20 protein-coding genes, 1 tRNA gene and 1 pseudogene are annotated in these 19437 nt (G+C 67.7%); 6 read left to right on the forward strand and 16 right to left on the reverse strand.

Translation table 11 applies throughout. The features are described from left to right. The 5 genes and pseudogenes from FZ029_RS18915 to oxlT (FZ029_RS18935) all read right to left on the reverse strand — a co-directional run. Positions 1-257 (reverse strand): annotated as a pseudogene (locus FZ029_RS18915) (NAD(P)(+) transhydrogenase (Re/Si-specific) subunit alpha); the annotation flags it as partial. Positions 258-411: 154 nt separating this feature from the next. Continuing rightward, on the reverse strand, positions 412-897 hold the full coding sequence (locus tag FZ029_RS18920; protein ID WP_149270967.1) for a CBS domain-containing protein: 486 nt from the start codon (positions 895-897) through the stop codon (positions 412-414). A 77-nt stretch (positions 898-974) separates the two neighbouring features. Then, on the reverse strand, positions 975-2003 hold the full coding sequence (locus FZ029_RS18925; protein WP_149270969.1) for a 2-dehydropantoate 2-reductase: 1029 nt from the start codon (positions 2001-2003) through the stop codon (positions 975-977). Positions 2004-2230: 227 nt separating this feature from the next. Then, entirely contained in the window at positions 2231-2974 is a 744-nt protein-coding gene (locus FZ029_RS18930; protein ID WP_149270971.1) for a sulfite exporter TauE/SafE family protein, read from the reverse strand. Positions 2975-3249: 275 nt separating this feature from the next. Continuing rightward, entirely contained in the window at positions 3250-4557 is a 1308-nt protein-coding gene (oxlT, locus tag FZ029_RS18935; protein ID WP_149270973.1) for an oxalate/formate MFS antiporter, read from the reverse strand. 509 nt (positions 4558-5066) lie between these two features. Here oxlT (FZ029_RS18935) and FZ029_RS18940 point away from each other — a divergent pair. Further along, on the forward strand, positions 5067-5510 hold the full coding sequence (locus FZ029_RS18940) for a GNAT family N-acetyltransferase (protein WP_149200137.1): 444 nt from the start codon (positions 5067-5069) through the stop codon (positions 5508-5510). Positions 5511-5599: 89 nt separating this feature from the next. On the opposite strand, the gene FZ029_RS18945 is transcribed toward FZ029_RS18940, so the two are convergent. Beyond that, positions 5600-5821 carry a hypothetical protein gene (locus FZ029_RS18945; RefSeq protein ID WP_109446998.1) on the reverse strand — a complete coding sequence of 74 codons (222 nt, stop codon included), beginning with the start codon at positions 5819-5821 and terminating at the stop codon, positions 5600-5602. A gap of 396 nt (positions 5822-6217) precedes the next feature. Here FZ029_RS18945 and FZ029_RS18950 point away from each other — a divergent pair, with 396 nt between their 5' ends. Beyond that, entirely contained in the window at positions 6218-6676 is a 459-nt protein-coding gene (locus FZ029_RS18950; RefSeq protein WP_149200138.1) for a CBS domain-containing protein, read from the forward strand. 71 nt (positions 6677-6747) lie between these two features. Beyond that, the gene (locus tag FZ029_RS18955; RefSeq protein WP_149270975.1) at positions 6748-7677 is read left to right on the forward strand and encodes a histone deacetylase family protein; all 930 of its coding nucleotides are present in this window, start codon (positions 6748-6750) and stop codon (positions 7675-7677) included. 168 nt (positions 7678-7845) lie between these two features. Here FZ029_RS18955 and FZ029_RS18960 read toward each other — a convergent pair whose 3' ends face one another. The 3 genes from FZ029_RS18960 to FZ029_RS18970 all read right to left on the reverse strand — a co-directional run bounded on the left by FZ029_RS18960 (position 7846) and on the right by FZ029_RS18970 (position 11067). Further along, positions 7846-9561 (reverse strand): pyruvate, phosphate dikinase, encoded by a 1716-nt coding sequence (locus tag FZ029_RS18960; protein WP_149270977.1) that lies wholly within the window; start codon positions 9559-9561, stop codon positions 7846-7848. Next, entirely contained in the window at positions 9558-10109 is a 552-nt protein-coding gene (locus tag FZ029_RS18965; RefSeq protein ID WP_247892386.1) for an NAD(P)-binding domain-containing protein, read from the reverse strand. The genes FZ029_RS18960 and FZ029_RS18965 overlap by 4 nt, the downstream gene beginning before the upstream one ends. 172 nt (positions 10110-10281) lie before the next feature. Next, complete coding sequence (locus tag FZ029_RS18970; RefSeq protein WP_149270981.1) at positions 10282-11067, reverse strand: NUDIX domain-containing protein; 786 nt, start codon at positions 11065-11067, stop codon at positions 10282-10284. A 199-nt stretch (positions 11068-11266) separates the two neighbouring features. On the opposite strand from FZ029_RS18970, the gene pyk reads away from it, so the two are divergent. Next, positions 11267-12733 (forward strand): pyruvate kinase, encoded by a 1467-nt coding sequence (gene pyk / locus FZ029_RS18975; RefSeq protein WP_149270983.1) that lies wholly within the window; start codon positions 11267-11269, stop codon positions 12731-12733. A 32-nt stretch (positions 12734-12765) separates the two neighbouring features. On the opposite strand, the gene FZ029_RS18980 is transcribed toward pyk, so the two are convergent. Both FZ029_RS18980 and FZ029_RS18985 read right to left on the reverse strand, forming a co-directional pair. Then, a complete protein-coding gene (locus tag FZ029_RS18980; RefSeq protein WP_149270985.1) occupies positions 12766-13455 on the reverse strand; it encodes a GntR family transcriptional regulator in 690 nt (229 codons plus the stop codon). Between the two features lie 156 nt (positions 13456-13611). Next, on the reverse strand, positions 13612-14256 hold the full coding sequence (locus tag FZ029_RS18985) for a thiamine phosphate synthase (protein WP_149270987.1): 645 nt from the start codon (positions 14254-14256) through the stop codon (positions 13612-13614). 373 nt (positions 14257-14629) lie between these two features. Here FZ029_RS18985 and oxlT (FZ029_RS18990) point away from each other — a divergent pair, with 373 nt between their 5' ends. After that, positions 14630-15937 (forward strand): oxalate/formate MFS antiporter, encoded by a 1308-nt coding sequence (oxlT, locus tag FZ029_RS18990; RefSeq protein WP_149200146.1) that lies wholly within the window; start codon positions 14630-14632, stop codon positions 15935-15937. Positions 15938-15985: 48 nt separating this feature from the next. Here oxlT (FZ029_RS18990) and FZ029_RS18995 read toward each other — a convergent pair whose 3' ends face one another. From FZ029_RS18995 to FZ029_RS19010, 4 genes are all read right to left on the reverse strand, one after another. Then, on the reverse strand, positions 15986-16396 hold the full coding sequence (locus tag FZ029_RS18995) for a flagellar basal body-associated FliL family protein (protein WP_109156474.1): 411 nt from the start codon (positions 16394-16396) through the stop codon (positions 15986-15988). 173 nt (positions 16397-16569) lie between these two features. Beyond that, entirely contained in the window at positions 16570-17451 is an 882-nt protein-coding gene (gene panC, locus FZ029_RS19000) for a pantoate--beta-alanine ligase (RefSeq protein WP_149270989.1), read from the reverse strand. Positions 17452-17618: 167 nt separating this feature from the next. Further along, positions 17619-17783, reverse strand: coding sequence for a sugar tyrosine-protein kinase (locus FZ029_RS19005; RefSeq protein ID WP_085084036.1), 165 nt, complete (start codon positions 17781-17783; stop codon positions 17619-17621). Positions 17784-17983: 200 nt separating this feature from the next. Next, a tRNA-Val gene (locus FZ029_RS19010) sits at positions 17984-18058 on the reverse strand. Positions 18059-18220: 162 nt separating this feature from the next. On the opposite strand from FZ029_RS19010, the gene FZ029_RS19015 reads away from it, so the two are divergent. Next, on the forward strand, positions 18221-19096 hold the full coding sequence (locus FZ029_RS19015; RefSeq protein WP_149270991.1) for a DUF3108 domain-containing protein: 876 nt from the start codon (positions 18221-18223) through the stop codon (positions 19094-19096). Here FZ029_RS19015 and FZ029_RS19020 read toward each other — a convergent pair. Beyond that, entirely contained in the window at positions 19041-19292 is a 252-nt protein-coding gene (locus FZ029_RS19020; protein WP_247892387.1) for a hypothetical protein, read from the reverse strand. The genes FZ029_RS19015 and FZ029_RS19020 overlap by 56 nt on opposite strands. Positions 19293-19437: the final 145 nt, after the last annotated feature.

The following is a 19437-nucleotide window of genomic DNA, read 5'->3' on the forward strand; positions in this document are numbered from 1 at the left end:
TCCACGTCCCCTTCGCCGGCGATCAGCGGCCGCTGCACCTTCAGCACGATGTCGGCATCGGCCAGCGCCGACGCCTCGTCGGCCGCAATCGCGGCACCGGCCGCCTCGTAGGCCGCGTCGGTGATGCTGGAGCCGAGACCGGCCCCGCTCTCCACCACCACGTCCAGTCCGAGAGTTTTGAATTTCTTGACGGTTTCGGGAGACGCGGCGACGCGGCGCTCGCCCGGGCGGCGCTCCCTGGGTATCGCGATCTTCATGTCGTTTGCTTTCGAAGGCCGGCCATGGCGGCGGGCAAGAATCCACCCGCTTCCTGATCAGGGCCGGATCCGGGCTGGATCTGGGCGGGCAAGCGCCGAAGCGGCAAAGGCAGGTGGGCCGGCAACCGGTTTGCGCCGGCCCCACCGGCACCGGTCACTGGTTGGCGACGACCGGGAAGTCCCAGCTTTCGGCGGCCGAGGCCGCGATGGGCAGTTCTCCAGCCGGCAGATTGTCCACCGGCAGCTCTTCCAACTGGCGGCGGATCAGGTCGCGGACGCTGACGACGCCGACCAGGGTCGTGCCCTCCAGCACCGGGACGTGGCGGATGCCGTGCTCGTCCATCAGGCTCAGCACGTGACGCACCGAATCCGACGGGCTGCAGCAATAGGGATCGCGCGTCATCAGCGCCGATACCGCCTGCTCCAGGATGCCCGGCCCGCGATCGACCAGCGCGCGGACCACGTCGCGTTCGGAAATGACGCCGACCACCGTGTTGCCTTCGGTGCGGCAGACATCCTTGACCACCAGCGCGCCGGTGTTCTCCGCCTTCATCAGGCGCAGCGCGGTGGCGACCGTTTCATTGATGCGCACCATGCCGATGCGCGTGCCCTTCTTGCGGAGAATGTCCTCGACCTTCATGACGCTCCTCCCCCTGTTCGATGCGGCCGGCCCCATGGTCCCTTCGGGCTCGGCGCCGGCCGCGCCACCTGCTTTGCTTACTGGGCCGCGACCGCTTCCGGTGCGGCAGCGGCAGCCGCGGACTGCGGCCGGCTGTAGCAGCCGGCGTTCTCGCCCCGCTGCTTCACCAGCGCCAGCACCACGTCGATGGTCGGCGTCGGCACGCCCACCATGCGGCCCATCTCCTGCACCACCGACAGCAGCGGATCGATCTCCATCGGCCGGCCGCGCTCCAGGTCCTGCAGCATCGAGGTCTTGTGCGCGCCCACCGCGGCGGCGCCGTTGATGCGGCGCTCCACGTCGACGCGGAAATGGACGCCCAGCTTGTCGCCGATGTCCTTGGCTTCCAGCATCATCGCCTTGGCGACGGCGCGGGTGTCCGGATCGCCGCAGATGCCTTCCAGCGTGCCGTGGGTCAGTGCGCTGATCGGGTTGAAGCACAGGTTGCCCCACAGCTTCAGCCAGATCTCGTCGCGGATGCGGTCGAGCACGGGCGCGCGCAGGCCGCCGGCCTCCATCGCCTTTGACAGCGCGACGACACGGTCCGACTTCGATCCGTCGGGCTCGCCCAGCGAAAATTTGTCGCCATAGACATGCTGGATGACGCCGGGCTCCACCACCTCCGTCGCCGGATAGACGACGCAGCCGATGGCGCGCTGCGGCCCCAGGCCGTTCCACTGGACAGCACCCGGATCGACCGTCTCCAGCGTGCGGCCGTCGAACTCGCCGCCGGTGCCGTGGAAATACCAATAGGGAATGCCGTTGACCGCGGTGACGACGGCGGTGTCGTCACCGAGCAGCGGTTGCATCGCGGGCACGACACCGGGGACGGAGTGGGCCTTCAGCGCGATGATCACATAGTCCTGCGGGCCGAGTTCGGCCGGGTTGTCGGTGCAACGGGGGTGGACGACGGTCTTCTCCTCCCCCATCAGCAAGGTGACGCCGTTCTCGCGCATCGCCGCCAGATGCGCACCGCGCGCCACCAGACTGACTTCGGCACCCGCCTGGTGCAGGCGCACGCCGAGATAGCCGCCGATGGCCCCGGATCCGTAGATGCAGATCTTCATGCCGGATTCCCCTCTCCCCCGATTTCACTTTTTGAATGCTGTGGGGCTGGACGACGCCAGCCTGCCCACACCGGCCGCATCCATCGGCGGACCGGTTGCTTTGCAGCGGCATCCAACAGTCTGTCGCGCAAACTGTGTTTGGAGTTTGGTATACCACATACCGTATGTCAATGCGGAATGTGGGGGCTCGGTCGAAGATTGCGGAATCGGACGCCTACCCGACCGAATCAGGCTCCCTTCGCAAAGAAGTAGAGGGTCAACGCCGTTCCGATGATGACCACCAGCGTTTTCAGCAGCTTCGGATCGACCCGCTTGGCTCCCATCGCGCCGGCATAGCCGCCGGCCATCGCCGCGACCGCCATCGCCAGCGTCTCCGGCCAGGACACCGCCCCGGCGACGATGAAGGTCCCAACCGCCGCGGCGTTCATCAGCATCGCCAGCAACAGCCGCAGCCCGTTCATGGCGTGAATGTCGCGAAGCCCGAACAGCGTCAGCGCCGCCAGCATCAGGAAGCCGATGCCGCCGCCGAAATATCCGCCATAGATGGAGATCAGGAACTGCACCACCAGCACGCTGCGCCCGCCCAGCCGCAGCCTGGACACGATGCCGGGCGCATAAGCGCCGATGGCGAAGATGGATGTCGCGAACAGCAGCAGCCACGGCACGAAGCGCGCGAACACCGCATTCGGCGTCAGCAGAAGAAGCAGCGCGCCGATCAGCCCGCCGATGAGGCTGAGCGCGGCGAAGACCGGAACATTCACCTGCCCGCCGGCCGCGATCTCCCGCCGGTAGGCCCAGCTGCTGGCGGCCTGTCCGGGAAACAGCGCCACCGTGCTGGAGGCGTTGGCGGCGACCGGCGCCACCCCGGCGAACAGCAATGCCGGGAAAGTGATGAAGGCGCCGCCGCCGGCAACGGCATTCAGCGCGCCCGAGGAAAAGGCCGCCAGCATCAGGACGACGATACCCAGCATGATCGATCCACCCCTTTCGATCGGTGTTGACGATGCGAATCGTATTCTGTATACAGAATATCAGCCTTTGAAGCGGGCTTTGCCGGGATGCGTGATTTGTGACGCTCACCCTCCGATGCGGTTCATGAAGCGGCCTCCCAAAACGCGACAAACCGACACCGGGACCAATGCGGTGGTCCCGGTGCCGGCTTGTCTAGTCGTTCGGCGGTGATATGCACCGCCCTTTATCCGGAGTCCCGGCCGGCCCCCCGGTCGGCGGGAACTCCCTTTCCCTTTCAGTCGGCGCCTTCGGTCGCCAGCTTGCCGCTGACCGGCTGGACGGTGTCCTCGGCGATCTGACGGGCACGCATCGGCTTCAGGACGAACAGGGCCATGAAGGCGGCGATGGCATTGACCGCGGCGGCGAAGAAGAACACCGTCTGCCAGGACCCGCTGGAGGCCACTATGATGTTGGCGAAGGGAACGACCAGAGAGGCAGTGCCCTTGGCGGTGTAGAGCAGGCCGGCGTTGGTGGTGGCGAACTTGGACCCGAAGCTGTCGGCGCAGCAGGACGGGAACAGGCTGTAGATTTCACCCCAGGCGAAGAACACCAGACCGGTCAGGACGACGAAGGCGACCGGGTGATGACCCCACTGGTTCAGCGCCAGAATGCCGACAGCTTCGATGGCGAAGGCGATGAACATCGTGTTTTCACGGCCGATATGGTCCGACACCCAGCCGAAGAAGGGACGGGTCACACCGTTCAGCACGCGGTCGATCGTGAGGGCGAAGGTCAGCGCCGGCAGGGTCAGGCCCATGATGCTGACGGGCATGCCGTCGAGGTGGAAGTCCTTGGCGATCGGGCCGAGCTGGGCGGTGGCCATCAGACCGCCGGCGGCGACCATGACGAACATCAGGTACATCACCCAGAAGACCGGCGACTTCACCGTCTCCTGCGGGGTGTAGTTGCGGCGGCTCTGGTTGACGGTGGACTTGTTCTTCGGCAGCAGGGCCGGATCGGCTTCCTTCAGGAACCAGGCCAGCGCGAAGACGATCAGGCCCTGGCCGAGGCCGAACACCAGGAAGGTCTGCTGGAAGCCGGAGGTCTCGATCATGTTGGCGATCGGCACGACCGTCAGGGCGGAACCGGCACCGAAACCGGCAGCCGTCAGGCCGGCGGCCAGACCGCGGCGATCCGGGAACCACTTCAGCGCGTTGCCGACGCAGGTGCCGTACACGCCGCCGGCGCCGATGCCGCCGATGGCCGCACCGAGATAGAGCAGCGCCAGAGAATCGGCCATCGAGTTGATGACCCAGGCCAGCGCGCAAAGAATGCCGCCGACCACAACGACGATGCGGGGACCGAACTTGTCGACGAACCAGCCTTCGACCGGCACCAGCCAGGTTTCGGTCACGACGAAAATGGTGAAGGCGACCTGAATGGCGGCACGGCCCCAATGGTACTTTTCATCGATGGGGTTGACGAACAGCGTCCAGCCATATTGCAGGTTCGCGATCATCGACATGCAGATCACGCCGATAACCAACTGCATCCAGCGGCCGCCGAGCGGTGCTCCCTGCGCCTCCGAATTCGTATGCTGCATCTTCTATCTCCTCCTAGGAAGCGGTTCTCTGCCGATTCGGGCGTCGCTTCTGTTTTGATGCTAAGGCTTTTACTTTGGGCGTCTTCTTAGATGCTTTCAGAGATTTGACGCTGTTGTTCAATTTTGCTTGGCAGCGCGGCGAGGATGCGGCCTCGGGGCGCTGCTTGGGTGACGGGTTTTCGCCTCCCGCCAGACCGGCGCAGTCCTGATCCGATCTGGAATTATCAATATGGTATACCAGATGCCGGACACCTGACAAGCGATTAGTGGGTTGGGCGAACTGTTTCCGCAGGCTGCATTCGCCCAGGCGCCGGGGGCGAGAGTCGCGTTTCGATTTTCCGGCACGCGGAAAGCGGGGCGGCGCGGCTTTTGGCCGGACAATCTATTGGCATATGGTATGCCAGTTCCGACGGCACGGTTCGGCCCGGCATGTGCCGGCCGGCATGGTCTCCGCCGCCGGCGCTGACGCCCTTCCCGGCAGAACCCATATTGATAAGGAGTCGACCGCCATGGACCAGCAGCAGAACATCGAGATCGTCGTGGCGCGTGACGATGCCGATATCGCCGCAAGCTATCCGATCATGAAGGAGCTGCGGACCCACATGACCGACCCCGAAGCCTACCGGGCGCAGATTCGCCGCCAGATGGACGACGGCTACAACCTCGCCCTTCTGCGGCTGGACGGCGAGATCGCCGGCTGCGGCGGCTTCCGCGTCCACGAGACGCTGTCGCGCGGTCGCTATATGTATGTGGAGGATCTGGTCACCAGCTCCGCCAAGCGGTCCTACGGGCTGGGTGACAAGCTGTTCGACTGGCTGGCGGGCGAGGCGCGGGCGCGAGGCTGCGCCCAGATGGAGATCATCTCCGGCATCCAGCGCGGCGAGGCCCACCGCTTCTATCACCGCAAGCGGATGACCATCAAAAGCTTCCAGCTGGTGCTGCCGCTCGCCTGAGCGGACTGCATGCCGGACTGGAGTCGAAACGAAAAAGACGGCCTGGAAGGGCCGTCTTTCTTACGATCTGTCAGGTGGGGAACCGCAGCTCAGAAGGCGCGGGGGAAGCTTGCCCAGGCCGGACCCGGCGGCAGTTCGTCTTCCGGCTCCTTGAGATCGGCTTCGGTCGGGTTGGCGAGGCGAAGCGGCGCAGAGGAGAAATCGCGCTGCGTCTTGCCCGCGTTGGCGATCTGCATCGACAGGATGTAGTGGACCGTGCCGCCGAAGACGGACAGCACAAGCGCCAGAACCAGCATTTCCAACATGTTCATCGCTCCAGTGTCTCGGGGGGTGCTTTTTTTGTTTGGTCGGCTTCGGCGTGACCATTCCGTTATGACGCGCCGCAGCAAGCGGTTCAAGTTTTTTGGTATACAAGGTACACGATGCCGGACATGCACATACCGCATGCCTCCGGTGTTTCGTGTGCATAACAAACATACCGCACATCAAACATTTTGCCTCTTGTGCTTTCGCATTACGGTTCCGACAACGCGATTCCAACTGCGCTGCACCATCGCATAGCCCGACGTCGAAATTGTTTGCGTGGCGTACTGTATCTGGCATACCATATTCATAGCACGACGCCCGGCCGGGCGCCCTGCCGCCCCGAGGGGAGCCGCCCGACAGACGGTTTTCCTGCCAGCCGCCAGCCGATCAGGAGTCACGCCATGAAGGTCGAACATATCCTGCGCACCAAGGAATCCCGCGTCGTCGCCGTGCGGACCAGCGCGACGGTCGCCGAGGCCGTCAAGCTGATGAAGGCGGAGAACATCAGCGCCCTGATCGTCAAGGATGTCTGCCGCACCGAAGGCAACACGCTGGCCGGCGTCCTGTCGGAGCGCGACGTCGTCCATGCCCTGCTGGAGCGCGGCGGTTCGCTGCTGTCCATGCCGGTGTCGCAACTGATGACGCGCCAGCCGGTGACCTGCACCCCGTCCGACAGCGTCCAGCAGGCGTTGCAACTGATGGACAAGCACCACATCCGCCATCTTCCGGTTCTGGAGGACGGCCATCTGGTCGGCGTCGTCAGCGCGCGCGACTTCACCCGTCTGCATTTGCAGGAGCTTGAAGGCACCGTCGCCTCGGTCGCGGAGCCGCCGCCGGCCACCACCAGCTACACCCACTGAACCATTCCCCGACCATGGCGCCGCCGGCACATCCTGTCCGGCGGCGCCTTTCCTATGGGAGAGGCCGCCCCGTGACCACCTTGATCTTCACCCATCCCGACTGCTTCGCGCATGACACCGGCCCCGGTCATCCGGAGGCGCCGGAACGGCTGGCCGTGGTGTGGCAAGTGCTGGACCGGCCCGAGTTCCGTGACCTGGAGCGCCGGTCGGCCCCCGAGGCCGACGTGGAGCAGCTGTCGCGCGTGCATGACCGCAGCTATGTCGATGCCGTGCTCGCCGCGGTGCCGGCCAATGGTTATCGGCGGCTGGACGGCGACACGCTGCTGTCGCCGGGGTCGCGCGGCGCCATCCTGCGCGCGGCCGGATCGGTCTGCGCCGCGGTGGACGCGGTGCTGGCCGGCGAGGCGACCAACGCCTTCTGCGCGGTGCGCCCCTGCGGCCACCATGCCGAACCGGCCCGCGCCATGGGCTTCTGCGTCTTCAACAACATCGCCGTCGGGGCGGAGCATGCCCGCAACGTGCACGGGCTGACCCGCGTCGCCGTGGTCGATTTCGACGTGCATCACGGCAACGGCACCCAGGCGATGTTCGCCGACGACCCCGACCTGTTCTTCGCCTCCACCCATCAGTCGCCGCTTTATCCCGGCACCGGCAATTCGTGGGAGCGCGGCGTCGACGGCAACATCCTGAACCTGCCGCTGGAGCCCTATAGCGGCTCCGTCGAGTTCCGCCAGGCTGTGGAGCGCGCCATCCTGCCGGCGCTGGAGGCGTTCCAGCCGGAATTGCTGCTGATCTCCGCCGGCTTCGACGCCCACAAGCGCGACCCGCTGGCCCAGCTCGGTTTCACCGCCGAGGATTTCGAATGGGTGACGCGCAAGCTGGTCGAGCTTGCCGACCGTGTCTGCGGCGGCCGGGTGGTGTCGGCGCTGGAAGGCGGCTATGACGCGACCGGTCTGGCGGAAGGCTGCGCGGCGCATCTGACGGCGCTGATGCGGGGGTGAGGGGGCGCTGCATGTGGGGGCCCCCTCCCCATCCCTCCCCCGCTTTGCGGTGGAGGGGGTTGGAGCTTTGCGGCGTGAATTTACTCATATGGCGGCGGCAGTTCCCTCTCCCACCGAAGGTGGGGGAGGGCTAGGGAGGGGGCAAAGGCACGCCTCCGCCTCTACGCCTCAATCCGCCGCCAGCCCCACCCCGTACTCCCGCGCCCAGTCCAGCAGCCGGGCGGTCGCACCGTCCGGCACCGGCCGCTGCAGGGCGGCGGTCCCCAGCACGACGGCGCCGTTGCTGCCGTCGATGGTCAGCAGGTCGCCGGTGCGGATCGTCACCTCGCCGGCCCGCATCACCCCCTCTTCCAGGTCGATGCGCAGCCCGCGGGCGCCGCAGACGCAGGGGCGGCCCATGCCGCGGGCGACGGTGGCGGCGTGGCTGGTGAAGCCGCCGCGGGCGGTGACGATGCCGACGGCGGCCTGCATGCCGTGGATGTCCTCCGGCGAGGTTTCCGGCCGGCACAGGATCACCGGCGCCCCGCCACGCGACAGCCGCAGCGCGTCCTCGGTGGTGAAGGCGGCCCGGCCGGTCGCCGCGCCGGGCGAGGCGGGAAGCCCGGTCGCGATGGCGGCGGCCAGCGCCTCGGGCGTCAGGGTCGGGCGCAGCAGCTCGTCGAGCGCCTGCGGGTCGACGCGGCCCACCGCCTCGTCGCGGCTGATGATCCCCTCCTCCGCCATGTCGACGGCGATGCGGACGGCCGCTTCGGAGGAGCGCTTGCCGCTGCGCGACTGCAGGATGAACAGGCGCCCGCCGTCCACGGTGAACTCGATGTCCTGCATGTCGCCGAAGGCCTGCTCCAGCTGCTCGGCCACCCGGCAAAGCTCGGCATGGACCGCCGGCATGCGGTGCTCCATCGAGCGGTCGGGGTTGGGCTGGCTGGCGCTCAGCGGGTCGGGATCGCAGGTGCCGGACACGACGTCCTCGCCCTGGGCGTCGGCCAGGAACTCGCCGCACAGGCCGGGCGCGCCGGTGGAGGGATCGCGGGTGAACAGAACGCCGGTGCCGGACTCCGGCCCGCGGTTGCCAAACACCATCGCCTGCACCGTCACCGCCGTCCCCAGATCCTCCGGAACATCGTGCAGGGCGCGGAAGGCGACCGCGCGCGGGTTCATCCAGGAGCGGAAGACCGCCGCCACCGCCAGACGCAGCTGTTCGGCCGGATCCTGCGGAAAGGGACGGCCGCAGCGCGTCTCCACCAGCCGCAGGAAGCGCGGCATCAGGCTGCGCCAGTCCTCCGCCGTCAGTTCGCCGTCGCGCTGAAGCCCGCGCTCCTCCTTGTATTCGTCCAGCAGCGCCTCGAACCGGTGGCCGGGCACCCCCATCACGACGCAGCCGAAACACTGGACCAGCCGGCGATAGCAGTCATAGGCGAAGCGGGCATCGCCCGACGACGACGCCAGCCCCTGCACTGTTCTGTCGTTGAGACCGAGATTCAGGATGCTGTCCATCATGCCGGGCATCGACACCGCCGCGCCCGAGCGGACCGACAGCAGAAGCGGCCGGTCGCCGTCCCCGAAACGTCCGCCCGCCTGCCGCTCCAGCGCCAGGACGGCGTCGTCGATCCGCTTCAGCAGTCCCGCCGGCAGCGCATCATCCGTGCCCAGCCCGCGCCCGGCCTCCGCAGCGATGACGAAGCCCGGCGGCACCGGAATGCCCAGCGCCGCCATCTCCACCAGACGCGCGCCCTTGTTGCCCAGCCGCTCCACATCGGCCCGCCCGGAGACCAGACCGGCGGCAAGCCCGGCCCCGAACGGGACGATCATGTCATGTGCGGTCGCGAAAAGGCTGGCGGCCGGGCGGCGCATTGGGGCGATGTCGGGGGCGGTGGAGGTGTTCATGATATGCCCAACCTGGATTCAGCCGGCCCGTCGAAGGCCATCAGACGCAGCAGCCGGTGCAGTCCATCCGGATCGTCGCTTTTCCTGTCCACCATTTTCATGTCCGACAGCTTCCCGACCGACATGCGGATCAGACGCGCCCGCTGCCCCGAACCGGGACCGCCGGCACGGACGACGCCATCGGTAAACAGCCGCAGCAGCGGTTCGGCCCGCGCACAGGCCGCGTCGCTGCCGCCGAGATCGATGACGGGACCGGCGACTGCCGGCGCATCGACCAGCGGGACGCCCAGATCGCCGAGCCGGGACGCGTTGGCCGAAGCCTCCGCCGGCGGCAGGACCGACAGGTCGATCACCAGCGCGCCAAGCGAAAGGGCGGCGGCAAAGCCGTCCTCGGCGAACAGGGCGGACTCGACCGCGGGCGCATCGGGCAACAGCATCATCACCACGTCGCACCTGCCGGCCCGGTCGCGGAAGTCGCCGCGGCCATGGGGGTGGCGGTGCAGCCGGTGCCCGGCCTCCCGCAGCCTGTCCATGATCGCTTCGGCCATCTTCCCGTCTCCGATGAACCCGACATCCATCCCGCGATCCTCCAGCCTCCGCTTCGACCGCCGTCATCCGGCGCCGAGCATCAAGCTGGAGATTGATTGCTCATGTCGCGTCGCACAATAGCATGCCCGCGCAATTTTCACATCGCGGAAACCCGCCTGAACTTGCCTAATCTTACCCAAGCCTAACACTTTCGGCGGAGGTCTCCAGTGGCGAAAAGCCGCAGCCGGCCGGAATCCGAAACACCGGGCCGGTCGCCGTTTCCACCAGCCGCGGCAGGATCGGCGGCGGGAGGCACTCGCTGGACACCGCCGCACAGGCCATCGCCTCAGCCGTGTCGGCGCATCCCGCCAACCGCAGCAGGGTCATCCGGGTGGCGAAGACCAGCCGCCGCCGCCCGGCCTCCTCCTCCGCCAGCAGGCGGCGCGGGGTGGCCCACAGAACGCCGACCGCCTCCCCGCCGTCGCAGACCGGCTCCTGCCCGTCCGGTGCCGTGACCAGAAAGAACAAGGTGTCGAACCGGCGCGGCAGCAATTCGGGCGAGATCCAGCGGGCCAGCACGGCCAAACGGTCGAGCGCGGGGGCGACTCCGACCCGCGTCAGCGCCGCAGCGAAGCCCTCTCCCGCCGCCAGCCCGCGACGCAGGTCCGCCAGCGCCGCGGAGGGAAGTGGATCGCGGGTCGGCAGCATGCCGCACTCCTCCACGCATTCCCGCAGGGCCGCGACGCGGTGCGCGAGGTCGGCGGGCGGCTCCCCCTCCGGCCAGCGGGCGCGCCACAGCGGATGATGGTCCGCCTCATCCAGCCGGCCGCCGGGAAAGACGGTGGCGCCGGGGGCGAAACGCAGGCCGGCATGGCGTTCGATCACCAGCAGTTCCAACCCGTCCGGGCCGTCGCGCAGCAGGATCAGCGTGGCGGCCGGATGGGGGGTAGCAGGGTTCTGAGGGGCGGTCTCGGACATGCACCACTGTCGCCGACGGGCGGCCCGGCTGTCCATGCGCGGCGGGAAGAACCACTCTCACGATGCGGAATAAGGGGCGGGTGCCGTTTGACCGTCCGGCCTAGGACTTCCAGCATCCGGGCAACACCAAACCTCGCTCATCATCATTCGCCAGTCCCGCCCCTTTTCGCAAAGGGCCGGGCGGAGGAAGGCTGTCGTCATGCCGTTTCACCGCAGCACAAAGATCGTCGCCACGCTGGGTCCCGCCAGTTCGTCGGAAAGCCAGATCACGGCCCTGGCCCGGGCGGGCGTGAACGTCTTCCGTCTGAACGCCAGCCACGGCACCCAGGCCGAACATGCGGAGCGTTACGCCCGCATCCGCGCCGCCGAAAAGACGCTGGGCCGGCCGATCGGCGTCCTGCTCGACCTCCAGGGGCCGAAGCTGCGGGTTGGGACCTTTGGGTCCGGACCGGTGGATCTCGCCATCGGCGACCGCTTCCGCCTGGACCTCGACCGCGCGGCGGGCGACAGCCGCCGCGTCTGCCTGCCTCACCCGGAGGTATTCGCCAGCCTCGAACCCGGCCTCGACCTGCTGCTGAACGACGGGCGCATCCGGCTGCGCGTGCTGGATTGCGGCGCCGACTTCGCCGAGACGGAGGTTGTGGCCGGCGGCACCCTGTCCGACCGCAAGGGCGTCAATGTGCCGGGCGCGGCGCTGGCCCTGAGCGCCCTGTCGGAGAAGGACCGCAGCGACCTCGCCTTCGGTCTCGACCTGGGGGTGGACTGGATCGGGCTCAGCTTCGTCCAACGTCCGGAGGACATCCTGGAGGCCCGCGAACTGATCGGCAACCGCGCCCATGTGATGACCAAGATCGAGAAGCCGGCCGCCCTGCCGACGCTGGACCGGATCATCGAGCTGTCCGACGCGGTGATGGTAGCGCGCGGCGACCTGGGCGTGGAACTGCCGCCGGAAGACGTGCCGGCTCTGCAGAAGAAGATGATCCGGCTCAGCCGCGCCATGGGCAAGCCGGTGATCGTCGCCACCCAGATGCTTGAATCCATGGTGTCGGAGCCGACCCCGACCCGCGCCGAGGCGTCCGACGTCGCCAACGCCGTCTATGACGGGGCCGACGCGGTGATGCTGAGCGCCGAATCCGCCTCCGGCCGCTATCCGGTCGAGGCGGTGGCGATGATGGAGCGCATCGTCAGGCGGGTGGAGGGCGACCCGCTCTATCGCCGCATCATGGACGCCGACCATCCCAACCCGGAGGCGACCGCCCCCGACGCGCTGACCGCCGCGGCGCGACAGGTGGCGGAAACCATCAGCGCCGCCGCCATCGTCACCTACACCACCACCGGATCGACCACGCTGCGCGCGTCGCGCGAACGGCCGGGCGTGCCGATCCTCGGCCTCAGCGCCAACCACGCGACGGCGCGTCGGCTGTCGCTGGCCTGGGGTGTCCATGCCGTTCTGACCGACGACGTGGCGAATTTCTCGGAGATGGTCGGGCGGGCGCTGACCGCGGCGGCGGAAACCGGCATCGGCAGCTCCGGCCAGTCGCTGGTGGTCACCGCGGGCGTGCCGTTCGGGACGCCGGGCAAGACGAATTCCCTGCGGGTGGTGACCATCGACGGCGACGACGCGCCGAAGGCGGAGACGCCGCAGAGAGAGGCGGTGACGGTTTGAGGTGGGGGGCTAACGCCCCCCTGACCGCGCGATCACTCCAGGAAATCGCAATGCTTCTCGACATGCGCGGCAAGACCCATGGTGTGCTCGCGCACCAGCCGTTCGGCGAGGTCGGCGTTGCGCTCTTCCAGGGCCTTGATGATGGCACGGTGGTCGTGGATCGAGCGTTCGGCCCGGTCCTCCTGGCCGATGGTCAGCTTGCGGATCGCCCGCATGTGGATGAACAGGTTGTCGGTGACGTCCTGGATCAGCTTCGACCCGCTCAGCTGGATGATGCTCTTGTGGAAGGCGATGTTGGCGTCGGAATATTCGCTGACATGGTCCTTCGGGCTGCGCTGCTCGAAACTGCCGAACAGGTCCCACAGCTTGTGGATCTCCTCCGCCGGGGCGTGTTCGGCGGCCATGCGGGCGGCCATGCTTTCCAGCGCCGCCCAGACCTGGATCATCTCGACGATCTCGGTCTTGGTCTTGCGGACGACGAAGATGCCGCGGCGCGGCTGCAGGCGGATGAAGCCCTCCTGCTCCAACAGGGTCAGCGCCTCGCGGATCGGGGTGCGGCTGACGCCGAGCTTGTCGCTGAGCTGCCGTTCGTCCAGCCGGATCTCGCGGTCATGGTCGTAGATGTCCATCTCCGTGATCGCCTGCTTCAGCGCGTGGTAGACCTGACTGCGGAAGGTGGTTCCGGTGTCGAGGGGCTGGACGTTGAGAGCGGGAAAGGTCATGGAGTGGATGTCCTCATGTCTCGCCGACGGTCGCGGCGCACCCGGTAAGCCCTAGCATGGTTACGCATTAGGCTTCCGGCATTTTCGTATCCTACATACCAGATGCATGCAAGCCGTTGAAATGTCCAGGACGACCGGCGTGGAACGCGCCAGAGGTCAACCGGAGGACGGCACGGCTGTTCTGACCGGCGCCAGCGCGTCCAGCAGCGGCGCCAGCGCTTTCGGGTCGCGCATCGCCAGCCCCATCACCGCCACGCCCGCCGCCCCGGCAGCCCGGCATTCGGCCACCCTGCCGGCGTGGTCGATGCCGCCCAGCCCGATCACCGGCACGCCCAGTTCTACCCACCGCCGCAATCCCGCCGCACCCAGACAGGGGCCGTAGCCCGGCTTGCTGGCGGACGGGAAGACCGGCGACAGGGTCACGTAATCGGCCTGCCCCCCTCCCCGCGCCATCGCCTCGGCGCCGTCCGAGTCGTGGAGTGACACCCCGATCAGCGCCCCCGGCCCCAGAAGCGCACGCGCCGCCGCCGGATCGCCGCCGGACGGCAGATGCACCCCGTCCGCCCCGGCTGCCGCCGCCAACGCCGGCTCGCCGTGCAGGGTGACGCAGGCCCCCCACCGGCGGGCGCGTACCATCAATGCGCGAGCCAGCTCCACCCGCTCGGCATCGGGCAGGTCCTTGTCCCGCAACGACAGCCAGCGCACGCCGCAGGCGAACAGGCGTTCCGCCACCTGCGGCAACGGCTGCCCGGCCAGACGGCGGTCGGTGATGACCAGCAGCGGCGGGTCGGGCAACGGCATAGGACGGCTTCCTCCTGTTCGGCCGAGCATTATCGCAATGACGTAGTGCTTCCGGCCATCCGCGAACCGCCGCTTTTTCCGGATCGCGGAATTCCAGCGGATTCACATGGACAATTCGCATGCATGTCACTGCGTCGGCAAATGGTTCGTATTGACATAGTCAGTCAAACTGATGATCGTGAAGGCGGGCATGGGGCATTTGGCATGCCAGCAACCACAAGTTGGTGGTGGAAGGTTCCATCCCACGGCCTTTTTCGGACCGGACACCAGAAATCAAGAACAGGGACGAAAATACAGGTCCGGATATCCGAATAGAAGATGTCGAACAGAAGACGCCGTTCAGAACATGTCGGGTGCATTGGGGAGGAAGGACATGGTGCGTGAGACGCACGGCAAAACGGCCCGGGTCGCACCCTGGGGCGGGCGCTGGATGCAGCTGGCCATCGGCATCGTCTGCATGTCGATGATCGCCAACCTGCAATATGGCTGGACCCTGTTCGTCGAGCCGATCGACGACAAGCATGGCTGGGGCCGCACGGCGATCCAGGTGGCCTTCACCATCTTCATCGTCACCGAAACCTGGCTGGTGCCGGTGGAGGGCTGGTTCGTCGACAAATTCGGTCCGCGCATCGTCGTGCTGGTGGGCGGCGCGCTGTGCGCCCTGTCCTGGGCGCTAAACGCGGTGGCGGATTCGCTGGCGCTGCTCTATCTGGCCGCGGTGATCGGCGGCATCGGCGCCGGCGGCGTCTATGGCACCTGTGTCGGCAATGCGCTGAAATGGTTCCCCGACCGCCGCGGGCTGGCCGCCGGCCTGACCGCCGCCGGCTTCGGTGCCGGTTCCGCCCTGACGGTCGTGCCGATCGCCACCATGATCGAGACCTCCGGCTTCGAGACCACCTTCATGACCTTCGGCCTGGGCCAGGGGCTGGTGATCCTGGTGCTGGCCTGCTTCATGACCGATCCGCCGAAAATGGGATACGGCCAGAGCCGCGGCACGGCAGCCCCGCAGCGCCGCCACTATGCCCCGCAGGAGATGCTGCGCACTCCCGTCTTCTGGATCATGTACGGCATGTTCACCATGGTCGCCGCCGGCGGTCTGATGGTGACGGCCCAGCTCGGCCCCATCGCCGCCGACATGGGTCTGGTCGACGCGCCGGTCAGCATCCTGGGATTGACCCTGCCGGCGCTGACCTTCGCCCTGTCCATCGACCGGGTGATGAACGGCATCACGCGGCCCTTCTTCGGCTGGGTGTCCGACCATATCGGGCGCGAGAACACCATGTTCATCGCCTTCACCATCGAGGCGGTCGGGGTGATGGCGCTCAGCGCCTACGGTGCCGATCCGGTGGCCTTCGTCATCCTGACCGGGCTGGTCTTCTTCGCCTGGGGCGAGATCTTCAGCCTGTTCCCGGCCTGCTGCGGCGACACCTTCGGCTCGCGTTTCGCCGCGACCAACGCCGGCATGCTCTACACCGCCAAGGGCGTGGCGGCCCTGCTGGTCCCCGTCGGCAACCTGATGGTGGAAGCGACCGGCAGCTGGCAGACCGTCTTCTACAGCGTCGCCATCGTCAACGCGCTGGCCGCCTTCCTCGCCCTGTTCGTCCTGAAGCCGCTGCGCGCCCGCTATGTCGCGGCGGCCAGCAGCACCGCCCCGCGTCTGACCACCCGGCTGGCCGACTGAACTCGTCGAATAACCTCGTCCAAGGGTGGGCCGGCAGCGCTGCCGGCCCTACCTGACCACCATGCGGTCCAGCAGGATCTCCTTCACCCGCACGCCGCGCAGTTCGCGGTCGAGCACGCCGGCGATGGTGCTCTTCATCAGCTTCGCCCCGTCGGCGCCGGTCAGCTGCTGCGGGTCGATCTGGCGCATACGGTCGGACAGACGGTCGGTAATGCGCGGGACGTAGGGGTCGGCTACCTTGCCGTCCACCGACGGATCGATCTCCAGCAGGACCTTCACGTCCACCATCCGGGCATCGCCGCCGCCAAGGCTGAAGGTCATCATCGGCAGGGCGGCGTATTTCTTGTCGGGACCTGTCTGCGCCTGCGGGGCCGGAGCCCGGTTGCGGCCGGCAATCATCGCGCCGCCCGCACCCAGCGCCGCCAGCGTCAGCAGGAGGCCGGTCAGAACGAGCGGCATCAGGGAAACCGTTTCCCCCTGCCGGTTGCGACGAACGAGCCGCAAGATCGCCTTTCCGCCCCCATCGCGGGGGTCCGATTCCCATCGGGACCATGCCCGATGAAAATCATGTTAGGCGCGCAACAAATTCCGGTCAAATGCCATTGGGCCGGCGGCGCTCATTCCCCGGTATGTCAACCGACGGGAATCACCGGCACATTGTCGATCAGGCGGGCCTTGCCCATCCAGGCGGCGGCCAGCAGGCGGGCGGGACGGGTGACGGCGGTCACCGGCTCCAACGTTTCGGCATCGCGCAGCTCGACATAGTCGATGGTGCCGAACCCAGCCTCGGCGATGCGGCCACGGATGCCGGTCAGGGCGCCGTCGGGCTCAGCCCCCCGCGCCAGCGCCTCGGCCGCCGCGGTCAGCGCCCGGTGCAGCTCGGGCGCGCGGGCGCGCTCGTCGGTGCTGAGATAGGCGTTGCGCGACGACATGGCGAGCCCGTCCGCCTCACGCACCGTCGGCAGCCCTTCGACCCGGACCGGAATGTCGAGGTCGCGGGTGAAGCGGCGGATCACCATCAACTGCTGGTAATCCTTCTCGCCGAACACCGCGACGTCGGGCAGGGCCTGCAGGAACAGCTTGGTCACCACCAGCGCGACGCCGCCGAACATCTGCGGCCGGAAGGCGCCGCAAAGCCCCTCCGCCGGGCCGCCGACTGAAATAGCAGTGGCGAAGCCCTCCGGATACATGGCGCGCACGGTGGGCGCATAGAGCGCGTGGCAGCCGGCCGAGGCCAACTTGGCGGAATCGCCGCTCTCGTCGCGGGGATAGCGGTCGAAATCCTCGTGCGGGGCGAACTGGGTCGGGTTGACGAAGACGCTGGCGACCACCCGGTCGGCCAGTTCGCGACCGCGCCGCACCAGGCCCAGATGCCCGTCATGCAGCGCCCCCATGGTCGGCACCAGCGCGACGGTCAGCCCCTCCCGCCGCCAGGCCGCAACCTGGGCTCTCAGGTCCTCCACCGTCCTCAGGATCGGCAGCGGACTGGAGGTCTGGGGAGTGGTCGGCGTCATGGCGTCGGTCCTTGGCACAGCGAGATCGGGGGCGCAGCGAAACCGGGCGCTGGATAACCCGACGGACCGTTCCTGTCCAGAAAAGCTTTCCGCAGGACAGACTGTTGCCGGACCCTGAAGGTTGTGCATCCGCGGCGAGGCAGGCTGCGCCCCGCCGCGGAATTGGATCAACGCTTAATCGTGATGCCGACCAGATAGGCCAGGTTGGCCCAGGCCAGCAGCGTGGCCAGCAGGGCGGTGAAGGACGGGACGAAGACCACCGAACCGATGATGACGGCGAGCACGGCGACCAGCAGGCCGAGGGAGAGCAAAGCGATACGGGTATCGTCCATCTGATTGGCTTTCCGAAGCGGGTGACAGGGATGGCCCCCCTATTACCGCATTGCAGCGTGCAGAGGGCTGATCTGCGTCAATCGACCGCGGATTCGCCATTCATATAAGCATTATATAATACACAATTTTCGCGCGGCGCACGGCCGCCGGTGCCGGAAAGCAAAAAGGCCTCGGACGTTCGTCCGAAGCCTTTTCGTGATGGTGGGCGCGACAGGGATTGAACCTGTGACCCTTCGCGTGTGAAGCGAATGCTCTCCCGCTGAGCTACGCGCCCGAACCTTGAAACTCTTTACCGAAACTCTTGTGCGTCGCGACCGTTTTTCGTCGGCCCCGCCGCTGCGGTGGGCGGGTTTCTACGGCCTTCCCCACCGGGTGTCAAGCACCAGATTCATCCCCATCTTAAAAAAGATCAGCCGACCGCAGGAGCCCCCGGACCGTGCCCCAACCCAGCCCCCGCCGCCTTCGCAATCCTGTCCGGGCAGCCCTGATGGCAGCCGGCCTGTCCCTTCCCCTGCTTCCCACCGCCATGGCGTCGGCGGAGCCGGTGAAGGCGACCTACCGTGTCTTCGTCGGCGGCATCACCGCGCTGGACGTGGAAGCGATGCTGGAGGTGACCGGCGACCGCTACCGGATAGAGGTGTCGGCGGTGACCGGGGGCACCATCGGCCGGCTGTTCAGTTGGCGCACGGATTCGCTGACCGACGGCTATGTCCGCGGCGACGACCTTCGGCCGGCCAGCCACCGCCAGACCAGCCAGCTTCGCGGCGAACCGCGCAACGTCACCCTGACCTACGGACCCCAGGGCGATGTCGCCGCCAGCGTCTCGCCGCCGCCGGAAAAGGACGACCGCGAACCGGTGCCGCCGGCACTGCAACGGGGCACGCTGGACCCGCTGAGCGCCGTGCTGGACCTGCTGTTCGCGGTGGGGGCGAGCCAAAGCTGCGACCGGTCGCTGCCGGTGTTCGACGGACGCCGCCGCTACGACATGGTGTTCAGCGAGGTGGGTCGGCGGATCGTCGACCCGTCGCGCTACTCGGTCTTCGCCGGCGTGGCCCAGCAATGCCGGGTGACCTACAAGCCGGTGGCCGGCTATGCCCGGTCATCACCGTCGGGCCGCTTCTGGCAGCGCAGCGATCCGGCGGACAGGCCCCCCGTCGATCTGTGGCTGGCCCCGGTCGCCGCCGGCTATCCGCCCCTGCCGGTGCGGCTGGAGACGGACAGCGATTTCGGCAGCGTTGTGGTCCACCTGACCGCGGTCACGCCGCCAGCGGCAGACCGCCAGATCGGGGCGATGCGGCCGCCGGCGCGCTGACCGCGCCGGCCGGCCGGACGCCGGCGGGAGACCGGGTGTCCAGGATCATGTCGGACGGCGTGATGCCGGCCCGCCGCAAAGCCTCCGTCAGCGCCGAGACCGACGGCCAGAGGATGCGGCCATCGGGTTCCAGCAGCGCGCCGTCCAGCAGCGCCGCATAGCCGCCCAGTTTGCCCATATGAACGATCCGAGCCATGCGAGAAACCATGGTGGAGTTCCTTCCCATCGGCGACCGCCGTGACGCCGGCCGGGCGGCGGCATGGCGCGCCGCCGCCCGACCCGCAACCGGCAGGTTCTTGATTGCTTGTTGTGCCTGCCGGTTACGGCCAGCGTCAGCAGCA

Origin of the sequence: Azospirillum sp. Sh1, from assembly GCF_008365135.1 — a bacterium.
In the GTDB taxonomy this organism is placed as follows: Bacteria; Pseudomonadota; Alphaproteobacteria; order Azospirillales; family Azospirillaceae; genus Azospirillum; species Azospirillum oryzae.

Coding starts and splice junctions, on each gene's coding strand:
- FZ029_RS18920 (WP_149270967.1), bottom strand. CDS start 897: ATGAAGGTCGAGGACATTCTCCGCAAGAAGGGCACGCGCATCGGCATG.
- FZ029_RS18925 (WP_149270969.1), bottom strand. CDS start 2,003: ATGAAGATCTGCATCTACGGATCCGGGGCCATCGGCGGCTATCTCGGC.
- FZ029_RS18930 (WP_149270971.1), bottom strand. CDS start 2,974: ATGCTGGGTATCGTCGTCCTGATGCTGGCGGCCTTTTCCTCGGGCGCG.
- oxlT (WP_149270973.1), bottom strand. CDS start 4,557: ATGCAGCATACGAATTCGGAGGCGCAGGGAGCACCGCTCGGCGGCCGC.
- FZ029_RS18940 (WP_149200137.1), top strand. CDS start 5,067: ATGGACCAGCAGCAGAACATCGAGATCGTCGTGGCGCGTGACGATGCC.
- FZ029_RS18945 (WP_109446998.1), bottom strand. CDS start 5,821: ATGAACATGTTGGAAATGCTGGTTCTGGCGCTTGTGCTGTCCGTCTTC.
- FZ029_RS18950 (WP_149200138.1), top strand. CDS start 6,218: ATGAAGGTCGAACATATCCTGCGCACCAAGGAATCCCGCGTCGTCGCC.
- FZ029_RS18960 (WP_149270977.1), bottom strand. CDS start 9,561: ATGAACACCTCCACCGCCCCCGACATCGCCCCAATGCGCCGCCCGGCC.
- FZ029_RS18965 (WP_247892386.1), bottom strand. CDS start 10,109: ATGGCCGAAGCGATCATGGACAGGCTGCGGGAGGCCGGGCACCGGCTG.
- FZ029_RS18970 (WP_149270981.1), bottom strand. CDS start 11,067: ATGTCCGAGACCGCCCCTCAGAACCCTGCTACCCCCCATCCGGCCGCC.
- pyk (WP_149270983.1), top strand. CDS start 11,267: ATGCCGTTTCACCGCAGCACAAAGATCGTCGCCACGCTGGGTCCCGCC.
- FZ029_RS18980 (WP_149270985.1), bottom strand. CDS start 13,455: ATGACCTTTCCCGCTCTCAACGTCCAGCCCCTCGACACCGGAACCACC.
- FZ029_RS18985 (WP_149270987.1), bottom strand. CDS start 14,256: ATGCCGTTGCCCGACCCGCCGCTGCTGGTCATCACCGACCGCCGTCTG.
- oxlT (WP_149200146.1), top strand. CDS start 14,630: ATGGTGCGTGAGACGCACGGCAAAACGGCCCGGGTCGCACCCTGGGGC.
- FZ029_RS18995 (WP_109156474.1), bottom strand. CDS start 16,396: ATGCCGCTCGTTCTGACCGGCCTCCTGCTGACGCTGGCGGCGCTGGGT.
- panC (WP_149270989.1), bottom strand. CDS start 17,451: ATGACGCCGACCACTCCCCAGACCTCCAGTCCGCTGCCGATCCTGAGG.
- FZ029_RS19005 (WP_085084036.1), bottom strand. CDS start 17,783: ATGGACGATACCCGTATCGCTTTGCTCTCCCTCGGCCTGCTGGTCGCC.
- FZ029_RS19020 (WP_247892387.1), bottom strand. CDS start 19,292: ATGGCTCGGATCGTTCATATGGGCAAACTGGGCGGCTATGCGGCGCTG.